We start from the raw sequence: 19,388 nt of genomic DNA, 5'->3' as shown, positions 1-19,388 counted from the left end.
AAGAGGGATGAAAGAATAATCATGTTAAACGGGTACGGCTTTAGTGAAACGAAGTGGCGGGCTGCTAGGCATGAAGCGCGGCGCATCATGATTGACCGTGCACGTCTTCGAGGCCAAATTGCCTATTCAGAATTGGTTGCTCAAATTCAAGCGATCAGTTTTGACCCGCATGACTTCAGATTTGGTTACCTGCTCGGCGAAATCTCGACTGCGGAAGATGCTGCGGGTCGCGGCATGCTTTCTGCTGTTGTTGTGCATAAGAGTGACGACATGCAGCCGGGTCCAGGGTTTTTCGAGCTGGCAAGCGAATTGGGGCGTGACACTTCTGATGTTCTTGTCTGCTAGGTCAATGAACTGAAGAAAGTCCATGCGTATTGGGCAGGGAACTAGGGCCGGGCTATTGGGGATAGGGAAAGAGAACACGATGCTTAACCAGGAATCGCTAAATGTGGTGGCGCTGGCAAACGAAGATACTGTCGAAGATCTATTGCGTAGCTTAGGGCATGATGTGAAGCGATTGGATAGACAGGGTCGACGTCGACGTCCTGAGTTTCTGGTGTTGTTCGAAGGGCGTCCCAGCTTTGTTTGCGAGGTCAAGACCATCTTTTCTGGTGGCTATCTACGTGACCGTAACGCACATTTATCGACGTATGACCCATCCCTTCTAAATTCGGGCCCTGCGACACACGAGGTCGATTTCTCCCGCATAGAGTCGAATCTGACTGATGCAGTAGGGAAGTACAGGGTGCTTGAGGCCGACGACCCTGTGCTCCGAGGCATCCCCTATCTGGTCGTGCTGTTCTTTGATTTTTTCGCAGACCGTTTTCACCTCTACCCGGCACGAATGGAATCATTTCCGGCCGTGAGCGGCATTGCCAAGGTTGTGGAAAACCATGCCCTGGATCGGGCCGCACGCGCCCTAAGTCTTGAGGAATTGGAGAGGCGAACGAGGGAGGGTGATTTCGCGGGTCTACCCGCGGAAAGCGTTGATTTCCTACTCGTCGAAAATGACTGCTCGAGTGTCGCATTACCAACGACGTTTATAGAGAAATGCATTCTTTCTCATCGGAGGGCCACCTAATATCGGCTTGGCCCGATGGCCATGACGCAGTCGCGAGTTAGCCCCGCATCGATGCGAAAGCAAGACCAGCACAAAACCCTCGGTCCCGAATTCCCCGCACTTTATCGATACGCCAAGTCAAATTGCACCCTTTTTCCCGCGCCGACGAATCGGTATCTTTCCTACCCAGGCGCCGTACTTCGTAGCGCAAGGAGGAAAGATGGTTCAGAAGCGGATCTTCAGGACCCCGGAAGCAGCTCACTACCTCGGTCTCTCGCCGTCCACCCTTGAGAAGAAGCGTCTGGACGGGAGCGGACCACCGTTTGTGCGCCTGGGGGGACGCGCCGTGGGCTATGACTTGTCAGCCCTCGATGAGTGGCTCGACAGGCAGAAGCACGGAAGTACTTCTGATACGGGAGTCCCAGACTAGCTGAATGGGATTTCCAGGTCGCTAGCTCCTTGTGGTTGTTTTCGCGAGCGCTGGCATTTAATCGGATTACTCCGCTATCGAAGAGCCAGCGAAGGCGACAAGAAGCTAGCTGCTAGAGGGGTGAACCGTGACCACAGCGCGAGAGGTTCTGGAATTTATTGCTCGACGGAGTCGCAGAGAACTATTGACTACATTTGAGGATGTTGCAGTGGAATTCGACCTTCATCCATTAACAGCTCGTGACCATTTGAAAAGGCTTTGGCGGGAGCGGCTCATTCGAGCATTGCCATCTCGCCCGCGTGGAAGCCGCTACCGCCTCCAGTCGAGCGAGCGGATTGCGGAACTGCGGTTCCGGCTTGCTCCCAGAGGGAAAGACCGATTGGAGTGGTATGAGAAGCAAGATGAGCAAGAGCGGGAGGAGGACGCTTGGTTCTGATACCAAACGCAAGCTTGGCTGAAAACGACCTCAGGAACGCGTGGGCAGCATTCCTAGGAAAATACTACTGGGAATGGATGTGTACGTTCACCTTTCGCGACGGCGCCGTTCACCCGGAAGCCGCCGACAAACGGTTCCGGCTGCTCGTTTCCATGGCCAACCGGACACTCCACGGGCCCCGCTGGGCCAAGAAGGGCCGTGGCATCAGCTGGGCCCGCGGTTTGGAAAAGCAGCGTCGTGGCGCTGTGCATTTTCACGCTCTACTCTCGGGAGTCGGTCAACTTCGGCGACTGACCTACATGGATATCTGGGACCGGATTGCGGGATTCGCTCGCATCGAGCGCCCCCGCAGCCAAGAGTTCGTGATGCGGTACATAAGCAAGTATGTGGTCAAGGGCGGCGATATCGATCTGGGCGGTCCCTGGTTCAGCGGAATCGACCGAGGTCCTAAGCTGCCCTTCGACCCTTGAACTTCGGCCAGGTTGGCCACTCCTGAGCCGAAGGAGGCAGACGGAGGTGTCTGCCGGGGTTCCGGGGGTTTTCACAACCTCCGGAGCCTCCCCTAAAAGTGGCCTCTATGCGTGATGCGAGCCACCGCTTAGGGATAAGGGAAGCCGATAGAGAATCGGGGTTCCCGTTGCTTGACGGGACAAGTGTGCAAGTCAGCGAGGCAAAAGGAGGGTTCAGATGGATTACAAGGTGATTCAGGTGGACATGAGAAGATTTGAGCAAGGTACCATCAAGGCGTATGCGGATGTCACGATTTCAACGGCGATAGGGGAGGTCACGATCAAAGGCTTCCGTGTCGTCTCCAAGAATGGCGAGGCACCTTGGGTGGGGTTTCCGAACATCACCTACTCAAAAAACGGACAGACGGTCAAGAAGGCCGTTCTGGATCTGAGATCGGGAGTAAAGCGCCGAATCGAAGAGGCCGTTCTCCTCGAATTCAAGGCACCATCGCGGTACCCGAATCAAGGCAAAGACTCGGCTGACGATTAAGCGGGGGCGGCCGGACCGCAGGAACGAACTGCTGAAAATTGCGTCATTCCTACGGGGGCGAAGGTTCATAAAGCGCTGAATAGATGGGTATGAGATGGAGCCTCGCCCTTCATGCGGGGAGTACCTCGAATGGCCCTATGTGCTCGCTGTGCCGCGCTCGAATCGACGAGCTGAAGAAACCGCCACACCTCTCGCGTGCCGTGCACGCCGAGCAGATCGGCAGATACTCGTTCTTCCAGTCAGAAATCGACATTCGAGAATAGGTCCAGATCGACACTGGAAGCGTGCAGAGCTGGTGGTTGTAGATCGAGACATGCATTCCTCGGTCGGCAAGGTACCGTGTGGCCTGTTCCAGCTCGTGCCGGTAGTCCCACGGATCGACCCAAAGCGTCTCGATGTTCGGCACAGCAAAGCCAACTGTTTCCAGACCCATAAACGCAACGTGAGCCGCAAACGGTAGATTCCGATAGATGAATTCTGCGAGATTTTCCAGTCGGTGCACGGTTAGGCGGTGGGTGACGACGCGCACCTCGACGGCTACCCCGTGGCGCCCAAGGTTCTGGAACCCCACCATCGTCTCATCGAAGGCTCCGCGCGACTGGACGATATAGTCGTGCTCGTGGTCGGTGTCTGCATACAAGGGAATGCCGACCATGAGATCGGTGTGCCCGACTTCGGCGAGGTTGTGCGCGTAGCTGCCGTAGTAGAAGAGGCGACCGTTCGAGAGAATGTGAATGGCTGTTTGCGGCAGGAACTCCTTGCACTTCCGCACAATATGAATGAGACCATCCTTCAGCAGGGTCGGCTCGCCGCCCGTGATGCCCATCTCCCGCGTGCGCGGATCGATGAGCTCGATGAGCCGCAGGTGTTCGCTCAGGCGGTCGCTGTCGTCAACATCTCGCGGAGGTTGGGAACACATAAGGCAGAAACTGTTGCACCTGTCAGTCGCGAACAGGACGTTGTGCTCGGAGGCCACGCGAAACAGAGTTCGCACGTACCCGTTGGGGTTGAGAGCGACGACATCACGGTCGGCCAGATGGTTCAGAGACTTGACGCAATGGATCACCGGGCAGAGCTCAGCGGGCACGAGGCCGTAGGGAAGCTTCTGCGTTGTAAGAACTCCAGCGTAACCTCGGAGGGAAGTTTCGGCCGAAAGCTTCTCGGTCACGAGGATGTGGTCCTCGCGATCTTCCTCACGGACGTGCTGGGAGATTATCTTTCCGAGCACCGTGTGGCGGAATGGAACAAGAGGCTTCCCGTGGGTTTGGAGTGGAATCATGACGCCAGCCGATGGGGAAGATCCTGGGAGGTAGCCCATTGGAGAAACAGCTTCTCAATGAAAGCATCCCCGGAGTGCAATAGACCGAAGAGGTGTTTGAGCAAGGCCATATTCTTCGTGCAGAAGGCGCTCGTGGGGCGGTTGCCCACGGGATCTCCCTGGGTTGCCCAATGGAAGATGGGATCAGCGCCACAGTATGGGACGAAAGCGCATTCCGAGCACCCAGGCAAAGCCTCAACGCAAGAGGCCTCCTGGAGCGCCTGCAGAACGCTGCCTCCGAAGATCTCCTCGTAGGTTTGCTCGTGGACATTACCCAATCGGAAGGAGAAGTCTCCCATCTCGGCGAGCATACGGGCTTCATCGGAGGCGTACACATCGCCATCGTAGTTATAAGCGACAACGCCCACGCCGGCTCCCGCAGGGCTCTGGAGATCCATGTACCCCGTGGGGAAGGGGGTGAGCATCCGTCTGAGGAGGATCTGCGCGTAGACCTCCATGAAAGCGACGCCATTCCTGTTCAGGTTGATGACGTGGTCCAATGCAGCCTTGTAGAACTCGATGAACTCCTGCGCCCCATACTCCCAAGCCTTTCTTGTACGGATCGCGAAGCCATAGGGGCTAATGGGGCGCAGGAAAATGGAGTCGAAGTCCTGCCTCACGTACTCGTCGATGATCTCTCGGGGGTGGAGAAGGCTGCGTTCGGTTGTTGTCATAATGGCGGAGACTCGATCGTGCCCCAGTGCCTCCCGGGCGCGGCCAATGTTGCGGAGGGTGATCTCATAGCTGTCGTTGCCGCGCCGCGGGCGGTTGGCATTGTGCACGGCCTCCGGACCGTCGAGGGAGGTCGAAATGAAAATCGAATGCTCCCGCATGAACACGAGCATTTCATCTGTGAGCGGTGATAAATTCGTCGCGATCACAAACTCCAGGCGACGGCCCTCCTGCGTGTTGCATTCATTGGCGTAGTTTACGAGGTACCGGATCAACTGGAAGTTGAGCAGTGGTTCGCCTCCCTGGAATTCGACCTTGAGGTCGCGCGCCGGACTGCGAAACATGAGGTTGACAGCTCTTTCGGCTGTCTCCCGGCTCATGTCAAACCGCTCCCGATCCTCGGTCACGCGCGAGACCTGGCAGTAATGGCAGGAGTGGTCGCACCGCAGGGTGACCACGAAGAGGTGAAGTTTGGTGAACCCCTCGAGAAAGCTCTTTTTCGTGCGGTACTTGGTGGCGAGAAGGTCGATTGGCACCGTAGAGTCCGAATCTGCGAGAAGGTGCTTGGCCTTGCAGTCAAGGTAAGTGTCGGACCCAGAATCCAGACGATGCCGTACGAAAGCATCGAAGCTTGAAGCATCAAGAAACAGGTGCTCACCCACATCATTGACGACAAGGACCTCGCCAGTTTGCCATCGCATGAAGCGAAATGGCAGGAGACGATAAGGGTGCGCGGATACCAACCCGTAGTGTTCCTTGGGATGAAATCCGAGGTCAGCGGGCATTGGGGATCCTCGTGCCACCGAGCTTCTGCTCAACAGAAGTTGCCAGCAGATGGTTCAAGAACTCGCCGGTAATCCGTCTCCGATCCGCGGGAGAGGCCGCGACCACCCGGATCGCGAGCCGCGTCACCTCCGACGGGCTATCGATGATCTCGAACGAGCAGAAATCACGGAAAGCTTTGACTGAGGTCGAAACACATTCACGCGGGTAGAGAGCGTGGGAGAGCCATAGAGTCCCCGCGTCACCTTTATCGACGCTTGCCAATGCCGAGAGGATCTGCCTGATAGTTTCCCTCATCGCGCTCCTTATCCAGGAGATTGCCCTCGGCGAAGGCCTGAGCGACGATCAAGGTGCGGAGGTCGCCGAACTCACGGGAGAGAGATTCCCGCACCTGCTGGTCCAGAAGCTCGTTGCAAAACTCTCCGATGAGTGCCCTGGAGGCGAGAGTATCCTTGGGCGTGAGAGCGACGACAAAATTGCCGGGGTGCTCGATGAAAACATAGCATCGGTCCGTGAACTTATATGCCGCGCGGAGCACGGCGTCCTGGCTATAAATCGAGGCATCAACCTCGAGGGCGACGCGATCGTCGAGGATTGCCTGGGAGCCAGTGGCCTCGCCTTTGTGAAGTGTTACTCCGGCCACTGCTAGGGGAACGGCGTCACCTTCACTGCGATTCGTTTCGTCTTGTCGTCGGATGTTTTCCACGTGATGCGCACCTTCTGGCCTACCGCGAAGGGAAGACGGTTGGGGTTCTTTTCGAGCCATGCATCGAGCTGGAGGAATTCGCCTGACTGCGCACCCGGGATTTTCGTGTAGTCGCGGTAGACGAACTGAAACGGTGTCTTGAGTTCGTCCTGCCCCGAGATCATGCGCGTAGTGGATTCGATCTTAGAGATCGTGATGATGACGTACTGCTCACTGGACTCCGCTTGGGGAGCACTCGACGTTGCCGGGGCGGGCCCAGATGGAGCCGAGCGTGAAGAATAATGCGAACTGTGCGAACGGTGAGAACTGTGGGAGCTGTGCGATCGATGTTGGAGGGAAATTCGGGTGTCCGTGCTTCTCAGGCTGAGGATGAGCCTTGGTACTTTCTTCTCACGGTTGCTGATTGAAGGTGGAAACGCGGGCACTGACGAAGGAGCCGGCGCGAGGATAGCGGCTGCACCGCTAAGATTCAGCCAGCTTGCGCCTGCGATCGTCGTGGAGACCGCGACCCGCCCAAGGCGTGAGAGCAGGCCTTTCGCCCTGGGAATGAGGCACGCGAATCTCTTACGGACCTCAGGAAATTGCACTTTAGCCGCTCCCTTTCTCCGGAGAAGAACATTTCTATCCCGATCCATAGCCGCGGGTCAAGCGATTTCCATGGTGGGTAACGTCAAGTCGCCAGCCCCTGCGCCTCTCGCTTCGAGCTTGAGATGTATTGGGTTCCTCCAATCAGTGCGGAGTTCTTCAGGCTCTTCCTCCGATCTGGAAGGCCATCATATCCTTATAGTCGATAGCCAAGTTGCATTCAGGCGGGTTCACTTTGAAGAACTGTCGCTCCAGCGACAGCAGGCGGACGCTCTGGGCCAAGTTCCCCCAGAAACCGAGAGGCGATTGTAGACATCACCCTTCCTCTTCCATGGACGCTCGCACCAATGTTATAGGCTACCGCTCGTGGAAGCCGGCTAACGCTGGAAAGGACAAGCGTACGCGTTGTGCGGGTTATCGCGACGTAGAACAGGCGCCGTTGCTCTTCCAAGGCCTGCATCCTCTCCGACGGAGTGGCGTCCACTGGAATCGTAGGGATAAGACCCTCGATGCAACCGCTCACGACGACGAGCTGCGCGGTCAGCCCCTTTGATTTGTGCAGACTCATCACGCGAACGTAGTCGACATCCGTCGGTAGCTCCGGCTGCGTCACGCTGCGCTGGACGAGGTCAAGTAAGCCCGTGGGCTCGTCGTTGTCTCCAATTTGTTCGGTAACGAGCCGAATGGGTACTGCCCACGACGCATTTGAAGGGAACAAGGCGTCCACAAGTTCAATTCCCCGCAAACCATTGAGTCCCGCTATGCGCTGCTGCAGCTGTCGGAACCGCTGCACGAGGGGGGCCGTGTGTGGGAGGCTCAGGCTTCCAATAGTGAGTTGTTCGAGAATTGCCTTGGGTGCCTCGCCGGTGGCTTCGCATCGCTGCCGTACGCGCTCCCAGGCCCCCTTCCGTAGCGAGCTACTTCCGTATCCACACCAGCACCGAAGTCCAACTGGGTCATCGGGCCGTACGAGGAGGGTTAGAAGTGTAAAGGCCTCCTGCGCTGCACATTCAGCAGGGTCGCCGGGATTCCCCTCCAGCGCCTCCTCGTGGAAAAAGCTGTGGGCAGGCACGTTCTTGGCATTTATGGCGTCACGTACCGCGTAACCGAACTGCCGCCGCGGCGCGAGGACGAGCACCTTACCAGGAGCAACGTCTCCCGATTGAATACGTTCCTGGACAATTCTTGCTAAACCCTGTGCCTCTTGCTCCATTGAAGGCCACTGGAGCACATGCACTTCGCCAGCGGGGTTCGAAGGCCTCGCTTCGAGCCTCCTCCCCGTACGTGATGAATTGTGAGTGATCAGCGTGTTCGCCATAGCAACCACGACCCGAGGGCAGCGCCGGCATTCCACGAGGCTCTCGTCGTGGGTCCCAGGGCGCTCGAGGTGAAATGCGGCTATTCCTGCCGGATGGGCGTGCTTGAAGGAATAAATCGACTGGTCTTCATCGCCAATAACTGTCAGAGAGCCAAATGCTCCCAAATGGTCCAGGAGCACCTGCTCAGCACGATTCAAGTCCTGGTATTCGTCGACGAGTACATGATTGAATCGAGGGCGGTGGGGCGAAGTTGGATTGTCTCGGATGAAGCGCAGTGCCAGAGGAACAAGCTCTCCAACAAGCATTCCCTCGTGGAATCGAAGCCACGCTTCGAGAACGGTGAGGAACAGTTGATCCTGTGGGCTGGAAGGCCAACCGGGCATGTCGGACTGCAGCCGTGCCCACGCTGCGGCAAACGCGTTGAGGCGTTTCCGGAGGCCTCTGATCCCCTCACCGTTGGTTCCGCGCAGATCTTCGAGGAGGAAGCGCTCCTCGAAAGTGAGAATCGGCCTCGGTATGCGACCGGTCACAGGGAGTACTTCAGCTCGGGAAAGCAGGCCAAAGCAGAATCCGTGGACAGTCCCGCTCCGGACACCGTCAGCTCCAGGAACTCCGAGGAGTGCAAGTTCACCTTGGAGATCGCGTGCGGCGGTACGTGTGAAAGAGCAGACAAGTAGTCCGCTAGGATCGGACCCCGTCTCTAGGAGGCGCATAGTTCTCCGCAATAGCGCGAAAGTCTTACCGGTTCCGGGACCAGCCAACACCCGCAGGGGTGAATCACTTGTTTCGGCGATGTTCCTCGCCGCGCCCGATAAACCAGTTTCCCAACTCATCTTCGCACCCGTGGCGCTCTCATGAATTTGGGCTCTCCGTGATGGCTGTCGGCCGAAGCGGGCCATTCTGTCCGATGCAGGCAGGGCGGATCGTCTATGCAGGGTGGCGGAGCTGAGGGAAAGAACACTCCGAACACTAGATTTTCGGGTTACTACAAGGTTGTTGGCGTTCGAAATCGACCAAAATAGATTAGCTAAATATTTGAAAACATGGAGCCGGCGGCCGGGATTGAACCGGCGACCTACTGATTACGAATCAGTTGCTCTACCGCTGAGCTACGCCGGCTTCTCACGGGGCTTCTAGCTCCGCGTAAGATCGTGCGCGGTCTGGTGCGTGGGCTGGTACAGGCCGATCTCTCCGCCGCTGGGGAGCGCAACGGTCGTCGCCAATCCCCACGGCGCCTCGGTAATCTTCGAGCATCGGACCTTCTTGTCTTTCAGGGTCTCGATCGTTTTCTTCAAATCAGCGCACATCAAGTAGAGCACGGCGCCGAGGAGCTTGTGGCCGTCGTGCTCCTGGACGAAATCGCCTTCGCCGGGATGGAGCGCGACCTCCGAGGGGGGCAGGGCGAAGATGAGCCAGCCCTCCCCGACGTCTACCGACCGCAGGCGCAGGACATCCTTGAAGAAGGCCCGGTCAGCCTCCGCGTCGGTGCTGTAGATCAGGACGTGCGCGCCGTTGATCATCGTGGGAATTTACCAGCGAATCGCCACGCGCGCAAGCGCCGCGCCGCGGCTCCCGGGACCGAAGTCGTTCGCTCCTATTTGTACCGGCCGCCGGCGCCGCGAATCGGAGCCGGCCGTTCCATAAGGTGCGGCGAAGATTTGCGGAGTCGGCAATCTCCGCCCAAAAGAAGGGCGGAGCCGGGTGGCTCCGCCCTCTCGAAGGACCCTCCGCGGGACTAAGGGCAGTTCGTCGCCGCGGCCGGATCCAGGTACGGCCCGAAGGTGTAAGGAATGTCCACCGTCCCGGCGTTGGTGCGGGCCACGTGGAGCAGCGCCGGAGAGCCGTTGAACTGGTTGTGCGTGAGCGTGCCGCCGGGCCCGGCGAACGTGTAGGCTCCGAGCATGTAATAGAACAGACCTGCCGAGCAGGCTCCCCGTGAATTCACCTCCAACTTGCAGGTCGCGTCGACGGTGCAGGGAAGGTTCTGCGACAGAGCGTCGCCCTGGCAGAACAGGCCCGGATTGGCGTTGTCGCTGAAGCCGATCGGGTGATCCGGGTGGACCTGCGCGGGCGGCTCGCAGAGTGAGAGAGGCGTGACGTCGATGTTGCATGACGAGGTGTTCGAATCGGCGCATGCGCCGGGGACGCCCTGGAACTCCGCGAACTTCTGGTTTACGCCGCCTCCGCCAGAGCAGAGGTTCGGGCTGATGCAGTCGGAGTTGCTGAAGCAGCTCTGGCCCGCCTTCGGCCCGCTGTCACAGGTACCGCTGCCGGTGAGGTGCCCGGTGGCGGCGGTCCGCAGGAAGTTGTGACCGTAGGTCGACGGAAGCATCGGTCCAACCTCGTATTGCACGGCGGGCGGCACGGGGGGCGAGCAGGTGGTCTGGCCGGTCGGCTGATCGAGGAGGCTCGGCAGCGAGAACAGGCCGGTTCCGGAGGCGGTCATGTCGGGGAGCGTGACCGGGAAGGGGATGGTCGGGCAGATGCCCACCAGCTTGGTCGCCGCTCCCGTCACCACTCCGTTCAGGTCGAACGAAGCCGACGTGCAGGAGAAATCGGTGCTACAGCGCGCCTTCACGGTGTAGGCGGCGAGGCCCGCGAAGGAGGAGACGTAGGAGGTCGTCGTGGACCAGTCCTGGACGACGATCCCGTCGCGGCTGAACTGGAACTGCAGGATGCCGTTCTTGCAGCCGCCCGGGTTGTCGGTCCCCAGGGCGTCGAGCCGGAAGGTCTCGCCCGGCGCCAGCGCGCCGTCGCCGTCGGTGTCGATCAGGACGAGGAGCGGATTGATCCCGAACGACGTCCCCAGCGCCTCGTTGCAGTTGTTCGGGCTGTTGATGGCGGGGCACTGACTGCCCAGCGGCAGCGTCGTCGGCTCGACGAGCGGCACGAACGGCGTCTGGACGGCGCCGGTGATCTGGATGGTGTCGATCCACCAGCCGTCGTCGCGGAACCCGACATCGAAGGGAGGCGCCGAGCCCGGCGGCAGGAGGTAGGCCTCCCAGCCGTTGCCGAAGTCCCACGACTGACCGATCCAGCGGATGCGGACCCGCTGTCCGAGGAACAGCGCCAGGTTGAACTTCGACTGGACCCAGATCCCCTCCCCGACGCTTCCCAGGAAACCGGGGCCCTGGGCCTGGTAGATGTCGAACTTGTTCGCCCCGAGGACGTTTCCGGAGTGCGACCAGACGCCGTCCGGGAAGCACATCGTCTCGCCGTAGGCGCCCGGGTTCGTCGCCTTCGCGGCATCGGCCGGGGTGAACTCGCAATAGCCGAACCAGGAGAAGACCTGAGGCGTGTGCTCGTAGACGTTCTGGAAGGGCTCGAGCTTCTGCCACCGGCCGAAGCTGTCGACCGCCGGGCTGGGGTTTCCGTCGACCTGGATCTGCACGTCGACGAAATCGCCCGCCTGGCCCGGCGCGAAGTTCACCGAGTTGTCGTCGACCAGTTCGACGATCTGGTAGAACGACAGGAACAGGTCGTCGGTCGCCGGGGTCAGCGTCAGGTTGATCGGGTTGGTGACGAACGCGGCGATCTGGCGGAAGTGGATCGTGTCGCCCGCCCGGTTCGCCGGGTCGGTGTGCAGTCCCCAGTGGGCCGACTGGTTTCCCTGGAAAGCCTTGCCGAAATCGGGCGAGCTCAGGGTGTGGATATGCCAGTCGTTGTCGTTGTCGGGATCGATCTGGCATCCCTGGGCCGCGGTGCGGCCGAGGACTTCCATGAAGCCGTAGCAGGCCTGGCCGGCGATCAGCCCGGGGCCGCTGCCGCTGTTCATCAAGGCGCCGATCGTCCCCGGGAACCCGGTCGTCGTCTCGAACCCTTCGTAGATCAGGCCGGGGAGGCACTTGCCGGCCGGGAACCCGCCGCTGGTGCAGTTGGCGTCCGAGCTACAGGCCGCGCCCGGCACGTTGCTCTCCGCTGTGCATTTGCTGGCGGTGTACGGGGGCGGGGCGCCGCCCGGGAGATCGAGGTCCTCGACGAATGAGATTGGAATCGTGCGCGCCGTGCCGCCCGCCTGGTCGGAGTTCAAAGTCAGCGTGAGGTTGGCGCGCGCCGGGTTCGTGACATCGACGGTGCTCACCGACGGCGAGATCACCATTTCGAAGTAGTCGCCGTCGGGGCCGTAGGCGGTGCAGGTGGAGGCGGGGCACTCGGCGTTCGAGGCGCAGCGCTGGCCCGCCTTCAGCCCGCCCGCGCAGGTGCCGAGCGTGCGGGTGTCCACCGTGCCGCCCGCCGGCAGCGAGGCGACCCGGATCGTGGTGTCGGTCAGACAGGTGAGGTCGGGATCGGCGGTCGACAGCGACATCGTCAGTCCGGTCAGGTTCTGAGCGGAGATGTTCTGCAGGATCAGGCGCACCCGGACCATCTCGCCCGGATCGCCGAACACGTCGCCGTCGCCGCACGGCGAGGTCCCGGCGGCGCCGCACTGCGCCACTTCGGGAAGATCGCGGACCAGCGTCTTGAGGACGACGATGTCGGCCAGCGGCACCTTGTTGCAGGTCACCGCCACAGCGTAGAACGGGCCGTTCTCCACGTCGTCCGGAATGCCGTTACGCGTCTCGTCGAAGTTCCCGGCGGGATCGCAGACGTCGCCCAGGCCGTTGAAGTTCCCGTCCGCTTGGACGGGGGGGTTGCTCCCCGGCAGTGTCGTCTGGTTGTAAAGCGTCGGGCAGTTGTCGAACGTGTCCTTCACGAGATCGCGGTCGAGGTCATCGTTCTGGGTCGAGCACAAGCGGCCGGTACAGCTCCCGCCGGGGCAGTCGGCGTTCAGGTAGCAGCCGAGGCCGGCGCGCGTCCCGCCGGTGCAGGTCCCGACGCAGTCGCCGTCGCAGGCGTCGCCCAGCTTGTCGACGACCTGGGCGGTGATCGGGTCGAGACGGTCGACGTTGGCCTGGGAGACGTTCGAGATCAGCACGCAGTTGTCGTTCTTGTCGGCGATGGTGTCGCCGTCGGCGTCGCTCTGGTTGTTGCAGGCGGTGCCGACGGTGCCTCCGCCGCTGATCTCCTGGCCCGGGTTGTAGACGTCGGGGCAGTTGTCCACCTCGTTCGCGACGCCGTCGGCGTCGACGTCGTCCCAGTCGCAGCGATCGCCCACGCCGTCGAGATCGACGTCGGCCTGGTCGGCGTTGGCGAGGAACAGGCAGTTGTCGCAGGCGTCGCCGACGTGATCGCCGTCCTGGTCGGTCTGCGTGGCGTTGTAGGTGGTGGCGCAGTTGTCGCCGGTGTCGTCGATGGTGGCGGGGTTGCAGGTTCCGGCGCCGCAGTCGGCGTTGATCGTGCAGATCTGTGCCGGGGCGTTGCTGCAGTGCTGGCGAGCTCCGCAAGCGCCGTCCGCTCCGAACAGGGAGGGAATGTCGTCGGCTGTGCCGCAGATCCCGTCCCGCCCGGAGGCGGCGTCGAGGCCGTCGCCGTCCAGGTTGGTGAAGCTGCTCTGCCCGAACGTGCCGTTGTGGTTCGAGTCGCACAGCGGATCTTCATAGGCCACGAAGACGTTCGTCTCGGTGGAGGGGACCAGGAACAGCACGCCGGGGGAGTTGAACGTCCCCGACACGCGGATCGATCCCTTGAAGACGCCGGTGTTGATCCCGGTCTCGGTCGCCGTGAAGATCTCTCCCGGATAGGGATCGGAGTTGGAGAAGGCCCGGAGCTGGACCGTGTCGATCACCGTCGGCGAGCCGGGGCCGTTGTTGTTGATCTTGGGATCGTTCACGGTGACGGCGAGATCCTGATCGCAGTCGAAAAGGTTCGTCCGATCGACGGTCAGCGTGGCGCAGGGTAGGCCGGCGGCGATCTGGTTGGCCACCGGGACGCAGGTCCCGCCCGGGCACTGGGCGTTCGAGGCGCAGGGCTGGCCGTTCTTGGTGCCGCCCGAGCACAGGCCGCCGATCCGGCTGCAAGACGAAGTCGCCTCCGCCAGAGGATGGACTTCGTCCCATTCGAACACCACGTCGTCGATGCCGACGCCGTAATCGCCGACCGCTCCGCCGAGGGCCCCTTCTACGTTCAGGAAGCCGAGCCCGATCTGGAACCGGTTCCCGGCGTCTCCCGGAACGTAGAACTGGAGGCCGTTGTCCTCGTAGCCGACGGCGCTGATGTCGACGTTGCGCGAAGGCCCGGCCGGCGTATCCGACCCGGCATGGACCTCGTTCGGCCCCGGGAAGGGGCGCAGGTTCACCGGCGCCGTCGGGATCTTCGGCTTCACGGCAAAGGGGTTCGTGCTGGCGCTGTCGAAGCCGGGGAAGCCGGTCTCATCGCCCGACAGGGCGGGGCTCGGGCCGGTCAGCGAGGCGTCGGGATCGGTCGTGGGGCCGAACGTCAGCTGGTTGTAGGAGGTGACGGTGTAATAGGGGTCGACTGGGCCGATCAGGTTCGTCACGTAGTAGGAGAGGCCGTCGCCGCGCAGCGGCTCTCCTAGGAGGACGTTGGGGGTCGGATTGTCGACGTTGTTGTCGATGTCGGTGAAGAACGTGGTGTTGTAGTCGAACTGCACGGTGGCGTTGTAGGCGATGCGCTGGAATTCGACGGTGAACGGAAAGCCGTTGGCGTCGTTCCCCTGCCGCACTTTCTGGATGATCGGGCTGAAGACCACGTCGTAGAGCAGCTCGGCGCGGACGCCGCTGTTGGGATTGAACGGGACGCCGTAGTTGCCGCAGGCGGTGGCGTCGGCGGTTGCGGTCCCGTCGCCCGTGTGCCACATCCCGCCGACGAATCCCGCCAGGCCGGCCGGGATGGCGGCGCAGGGGGAGGGGCCGCCCCCGTCGGGATCGTTGCCGGGAGTGCCGTTGGCGAGCACGCAGTTGGACCGGATCTGGGTCTGGAAGCCGCACTGGCCGTGGGTGACGTAATGCCACAAGGGCAGCGTCGCCGGCGAGGCGCCGAGGACCGATTGCGGGTCGCGCGCCGCGTACCAGCCGCCGTTGTTGCGGTCGAAATCCCAGGGGACCAGGTCGCCCGCCGAGGGGCTGCCGGAGGCCAGGATGCCGCGGTCCAGGACGCCGTTGCCGTTCGGATCGCTCGCCCCGTTCAGGATTCCCCCGGCCGGGTAGGGCTCGTCGGTTCCCTGGATCTGGTTGTTGATCCTGCCGGTGGCCGGGTCGTTGAAGAACAGGCTGGAGAACTGCACCGTCTCGTCCACCGCCCCCAGCGTCAGGCCGGGGCGATCGTTCGGCTCGATGACCAGCGACCGGTTCAGATCGCGCGCGACGGGGGAGCCCGTCCCCGACGGGAAATCGGTGGAGTAGTGGAAGCTCTCGCGATCGGCGGCGACGGCATGCGTGAAGGAGAAGGTCTTGCGCGCCAGGAGCGTGCCTCCCGTTCCCTGGGCGAGCGACAGGTTGAGGACGACCTTGTTCCCCTCGGTGAGCACGTCGGAGGCGACCTTCAGGGAGAAGGTGACCCCCACCGGCTGTCCGGCGGGCATCCGGCCGATTCCCTTCGGGGAGTCGAGCACGGTGACCTTGGTCGAAGGGGTGATGCCGTCGGAGCGGAAGACGGTCAGCGTGGCGGTGACGGCGTTGTATTCGTCCAGAATCGAGTTGTTCACGACGGCGATCGAATAGGTGACCGTTTCTCCGGCATCGAGGAACTGGTCGTTGTCACAGCCGCCGAAGATGAGGTCGGCGGCGTCCCGGCCTCCCGGGTTGGCGAACAGGCCGCCGAGCAGGTCGGGCTCGCAGTTCACCTTCGCGTAGCCGACCGAGTCGCGCGGCGCGTCGGTGTGGATCACCTTCAGGGTGTAGCCGGTGTCGGCCTCGACGATGCCGTTGTTCGGCGAGCCGACCCCTCCGGTGATCAGGCGGATGGGCAGCCCGATGCTGGAGAAGTTCTGGTTGCCGGTGGCGTTGAACGAGATGCTGGTCTCCGTGTCGACGACCGTGCCGGCGACGTTGCGGGACTCGACCGTGACGCCGGTGGTGAGGTTCTCGGGCGTCGCGTCGAGGTCGTAGAGCCGCAGGCCGACCGAGTCGGCGCAGGTGTAGCGGAACTTGTCGAAGCGCACGATGCTCTGGGGCAGATTGGCATGTGACGGCGGATTGAAGAGATCGGGAGAGGTCACGACCGGGCCGGAGACCACCAGGCCGTACGCCTGGCCGGCGGTGTCCAGCAGCCCGTCGGCGTCGAGATCCTCGCCGCAGGCGCGGGCCGGATCGGAGCCGGTGCAGTCGGCCACGCCGGTGCAGGGCGCCCCCTTGTTCAGGCTCTTCACGTTGCAGACGTTGTTGTCCAGGGCGAAGTTGTTGTTGGCGTCTTCCTTCAGGCTGATGTTGGCGGTGATCAGCCCCGGGCTGGCCCCGGCGGCCCCGCGAATCACGTTGATGGTCCAGACGCCCGCCTCCAGCTCGTTGTCGGGGGTGTTGGGATCCCGATCGGGATCGCTCGAAAGGTGGATCGCCTCCACGGTGTTGCGTAGATCGTCGGGGTTCGCTCCCGCTTGCGAGCGCCCGAGGCTCCACTGACCGACGACGGCGTTCAGCCCCTGATAGCTGTTGCCGTCATAGACCTTGCCCGTGGGTGACGTCACCTCCAGGTCGAGGTCGTTGACCAGCAGCTCGCCCGGCGGATCGGGCCAGGCGAGCGCGATGCGCACCTGCCCCGAGGTGGAGGTCATCTGGAAGTGATGCGGGATCTCGATGCGCGAGGTGTTGTTGATGGTGGGCTCGTTCGTGCCGACGTAGTCCCAGACGACGAGTCCGATCGCCGGGTGCTCGGGAGTGTTCGGAAGGCCCAGCGAGACGTCGGGCCAGGTGGCGATCGGCAGGACCTGCGAGACGATGGCGCGGCCGTATCCCTGCCGGTTGTTGCCGATGATCCCGACGGTGGCCAGCTCCACGGCGCGCGCCGTGTCGACCGCGACGTCGTCGCCGTCCAGCGACAGGCCGCCGGAGGAGGCGCCGATCAGCTCCTCGGAGAAGTTGGCGGAGGCCACCAGCATCGCCTTGACCAGGGCCCCGGAAATGGTGGCGATCCGATCGGTATCGACGCGCGTGCCGGTCGGATAGAAGCCCTGCGCGAAGTAGTCCCGGATCAGCGCGGCCTGGCCGGTCACCGTGGCGGCCGCGAAGGAGGTTCCGCGGTTGTGCTGATCGAGGGCCGCCTCGACCGTCCCGTCCTGGTTGTTGTCGGTCGAGCGGAAGACCGCCATCCCGTAGGTGAGGGGCCCGCCGCCGGTTGGACTCCGATCGTTGCCCACGCCGGTGATGATGGGGGCCGTCCGGAGGCTCGCCGGAGTGGCGGGACCCTTGGAGGTGAAGTTGGTGACGTTCTCCTCCTCGTTGAAGTCGGAGAACATGCTCTGCACGTCCTCGCATACCGCTCCGGTGGCGATCGAATCCTTGGCGGTCGCCGGCGGCGAGACCTGCAGCGGCCGGCAGATTGGGCTCTGTCCCGAGCACAGCGGATCGCTCTGGAGGTTGGAGACTCCGTCGAAGTAATCGGGGATCAGATCGCGGCCGGAGCTCAGGCTCGCCCCACCGTTCCCCACCGGGCTGATCACCATGTAATCGAGGTGGTTCGCCAGGAAGGTGTCGATCTGGTTCGCCTCGACGGAATAGGTCCCCTGGCCCCCGCCGCTCACCTGGGCGTTGAAGTTCGGCACCGCGAAGGGCATCACGTGGAGGCGGGCGCCGGCGGCGATGGCGGCGGTCATCCGGTCGGTGAGGCTGCCGGGAGTAATGTTGCCGCCATGCTCCACCAACTCGGCGATGTTGCAGTCGGCTTCCGTCCCGGCATCCTGGACCACCAGGCGCGCTCCGCGGGCGATGCCGTCCATGTTGATGTTCGTCCGGACGTAGCCCGGAAGCGGGGAGATCGTTGCTGAGGCGCCGAGGGCGGAAGGATAGCCGGCGATGATCCCCGCCACGACGTTGCCGTGCGTGCCGGATCCGTAAAGCAGGCCGTCACAGGTCTCCCCGAGCGTCGCCCCCGGAGCGTGAGTGCCGACGAGCTGGTAGGCGGCGATCTTCCGGTGGGTATTGCCGGCGACCAGGGCGGCGATCTGGGCCTGGGTCAGGGAGGAGGTGTTGTGGGCGAAGGAAACCGTGTCGGTGGAGACTCCGTTGTCCAGGACGGCGACGATCTGGGGCGCGACGGCCGAGCCAAGGCCGAGCCCGCCGCCGTCTACGCCGAGATCCCAGTAGGGCGTCGCGCCCCCCGTGTGCTCGACCTCGCCCACCTGCGCGGTGGTGTGGACCTCGGCGCTCGCCAGGGTGAACTCCGCCGATTCCTGCATGTAGCGGATCCCGGGGATCTGAGCCAGCGCGACGATCTTCTCGGGCGTGGCGCGGATCCGCAGAGCGCTTCCCGTCTCTCCGTCGAGCGCGGCGAGATCGGCGCCGGTCACCGCCCGGACCTGGTCCAGCACTTCCTTCCGATCGAAGCCCGGCCACGTGTCGGCCAGGATCTCCATCTCCCTCGATTCAGCCCGCAGGCGCGAGATGAGCGGGGAGCGGCCGAGGGCGGGATCGATCTTGAAGGCGGGAAGGTAGGGGCTGGCGGTTTCCACGAAGGCGGCGGCGCGAACCTTCGCCAGGGCCTCCGTCGATCCGACGATCACGAAGGCACGCTCCGGAATGCTGCCGATCACGCGGCCGCCCAGATCGCGAATCATCTCCTCGATCCCTTCCGGCCCTCGATCCTTCAGGCTGCGCGCCTCGATCTGCGCGAGCAGGACGTCCGGCGCTCCCGGGGCGGGGTCGCGCTGGCGTTTGCGCAGCCCGGCGGGAATGGAGTCGAGCCCTCCGGAACGCCTGAGATCCACGAATCCCGCCGGCGTATAGACCAGGCCCTGCCGCCGGTTGACGGGAGGAAGGTTCGGCTTGAAGGAGTCCCCCAGCGGATTGAGCCCCAGCATCCGCTCGTGCGCCGTGGGCTGGATTCGGCTGAAGTAGGCGAGCGCCTCCGGGTCGATGTCCTTCTGGTTGTCGGGCTGCAGGCCGGGACGGCTGGCGGGACGGGCCGCCCAATCGTGGATGATGCCGGCGGAGGTGAGAGCACAGACGGTGACGAGGATCACAAGAAGGTTGCGGATGGCGCGCACGTTCAATTGGTGGCCCAAGATCATGCCTCCCCGCGGCTCAGGGAG

General features: G+C 62.6%; 12 protein-coding genes and 1 tRNA gene. 6 read left to right on the top strand and 7 right to left on the bottom strand.

The features are described 5' to 3' along the window. The 5 genes from VGR67_14510 to VGR67_14490 form a co-directional block, all read left to right on the top strand. Positions 1–345, top strand: a 345-nt coding sequence (locus VGR67_14510) for a hypothetical protein (protein HEV8337622.1), incomplete at its 5' end; no start/stop codon positions are given. Positions 346–424: 79 nt separating this feature from the next. Beyond that, positions 425–1,081 carry a hypothetical protein gene (locus VGR67_14505; GenBank protein HEV8337621.1) on the top strand — a complete coding sequence of 219 codons (657 nt, stop codon included), beginning with the start codon at positions 425–427 and terminating at the stop codon, positions 1,079–1,081. A gap of 199 nt (positions 1,082–1,280) precedes the next feature. Then, complete coding sequence (locus VGR67_14500; protein HEV8337620.1) at positions 1,281–1,490, top strand: helix-turn-helix domain-containing protein; 210 nt, start codon at positions 1,281–1,283, stop codon at positions 1,488–1,490. A 426-nt stretch (positions 1,491–1,916) separates the two neighbouring features. Beyond that, the gene (locus VGR67_14495; protein ID HEV8337619.1) at positions 1,917–2,396 is read left to right on the top strand and encodes a hypothetical protein; all 480 of its coding nucleotides are present in this window, start codon (positions 1,917–1,919) and stop codon (positions 2,394–2,396) included. Positions 2,397–2,613: 217 nt separating this feature from the next. Next, positions 2,614–2,925: a hypothetical protein gene (locus VGR67_14490; protein ID HEV8337618.1), complete on the top strand. Its 312-nt coding sequence runs from the start codon at positions 2,614–2,616 to the stop codon at positions 2,923–2,925. 109 nt (positions 2,926–3,034) lie between these two features. Here the strand turns inward: VGR67_14490 and hxsC are convergent, their stop codons facing one another. From hxsC to VGR67_14470, 4 genes are all read right to left on the bottom strand, one after another. Further along, positions 3,035–4,093, bottom strand: a complete 1,059-nt coding sequence (gene hxsC, locus VGR67_14485) for a His-Xaa-Ser system radical SAM maturase HxsC (GenBank protein ID HEV8337617.1) — start codon at positions 4,091–4,093, stop codon at positions 3,035–3,037. Between the two features lie 107 nt (positions 4,094–4,200). Beyond that, the gene (hxsB, locus tag VGR67_14480) at positions 4,201–5,700 is read right to left on the bottom strand and encodes a His-Xaa-Ser system radical SAM maturase HxsB (protein ID HEV8337616.1); all 1,500 of its coding nucleotides are present in this window, start codon (positions 5,698–5,700) and stop codon (positions 4,201–4,203) included. Positions 5,701–5,945: 245 nt separating this feature from the next. After that, positions 5,946–6,404, bottom strand: a complete 459-nt coding sequence (hxsD, locus tag VGR67_14475) for a His-Xaa-Ser system protein HxsD (GenBank protein HEV8337615.1) — start codon at positions 6,402–6,404, stop codon at positions 5,946–5,948. Continuing rightward, positions 6,344–6,568 (bottom strand): hypothetical protein, encoded by a 225-nt coding sequence (locus VGR67_14470; GenBank protein ID HEV8337614.1) that lies wholly within the window; start codon positions 6,566–6,568, stop codon positions 6,344–6,346. Before VGR67_14470 ends, hxsD begins: the two co-directional genes overlap by 61 nt. 1,787 nt (positions 6,569–8,355) lie before the next feature. Here VGR67_14470 and VGR67_14465 point away from each other — a divergent pair. Continuing rightward, entirely contained in the window at positions 8,356–8,985 is a 630-nt protein-coding gene (locus VGR67_14465; GenBank protein ID HEV8337613.1) for a hypothetical protein, read from the top strand. Between the two features lie 367 nt (positions 8,986–9,352). Here VGR67_14465 and VGR67_14460 read toward each other — a convergent pair. From VGR67_14460 to VGR67_14450, 3 genes are all read right to left on the bottom strand, one after another. Further along, positions 9,353–9,427, bottom strand: a tRNA-Thr gene (locus tag VGR67_14460). A gap of 14 nt (positions 9,428–9,441) precedes the next feature. Beyond that, positions 9,442–9,828: an extradiol dioxygenase gene (locus tag VGR67_14455; GenBank protein ID HEV8337612.1), complete on the bottom strand. Its 387-nt coding sequence runs from the start codon at positions 9,826–9,828 to the stop codon at positions 9,442–9,444. Between the two features lie 215 nt (positions 9,829–10,043). Beyond that, positions 10,044–19,361: a thrombospondin type 3 repeat-containing protein gene (locus tag VGR67_14450; GenBank protein ID HEV8337611.1), complete on the bottom strand. Its 9,318-nt coding sequence runs from the start codon at positions 19,359–19,361 to the stop codon at positions 10,044–10,046. Between the last annotated feature and the right edge of the window lie 27 nt (positions 19,362–19,388).

Source organism: Candidatus Polarisedimenticolia bacterium, assembly GCA_036004685.1.
In the GTDB taxonomy this organism is placed as follows: domain Bacteria; phylum Acidobacteriota; class Polarisedimenticolia; order Gp22-AA2; family AA152; genus DASYRE01.
Note: the sequence above shows the minus strand (reverse complement) of the source record. Positions and strands in the feature narration are given on the sequence as shown.

What these genes read in the sequence shown, in the direction of transcription:
- VGR67_14505 (HEV8337621.1), top strand. Translation starts at nt 425, where the DNA reads ATGCTTAACCAGGAATCGCTAAATGTGGTGGCGCTGGCAAACGAAGAT.
- VGR67_14470 (HEV8337614.1), bottom strand. Translation starts at nt 6,568, where the DNA reads ATGATCTCGGGGCAGGACGAACTCAAGACACCGTTTCAGTTCGTCTAC.
- VGR67_14455 (HEV8337612.1), bottom strand. Translation starts at nt 9,828, where the DNA reads ATGATCAACGGCGCGCACGTCCTGATCTACAGCACCGACGCGGAGGCT.
- VGR67_14490 (HEV8337618.1), top strand. Translation starts at nt 2,614, where the DNA reads ATGGATTACAAGGTGATTCAGGTGGACATGAGAAGATTTGAGCAAGGT.
- hxsB (HEV8337616.1), bottom strand. Translation starts at nt 5,700, where the DNA reads ATGCCCGCTGACCTCGGATTTCATCCCAAGGAACACTACGGGTTGGTA.
- VGR67_14500 (HEV8337620.1), top strand. Translation starts at nt 1,281, where the DNA reads ATGGTTCAGAAGCGGATCTTCAGGACCCCGGAAGCAGCTCACTACCTC.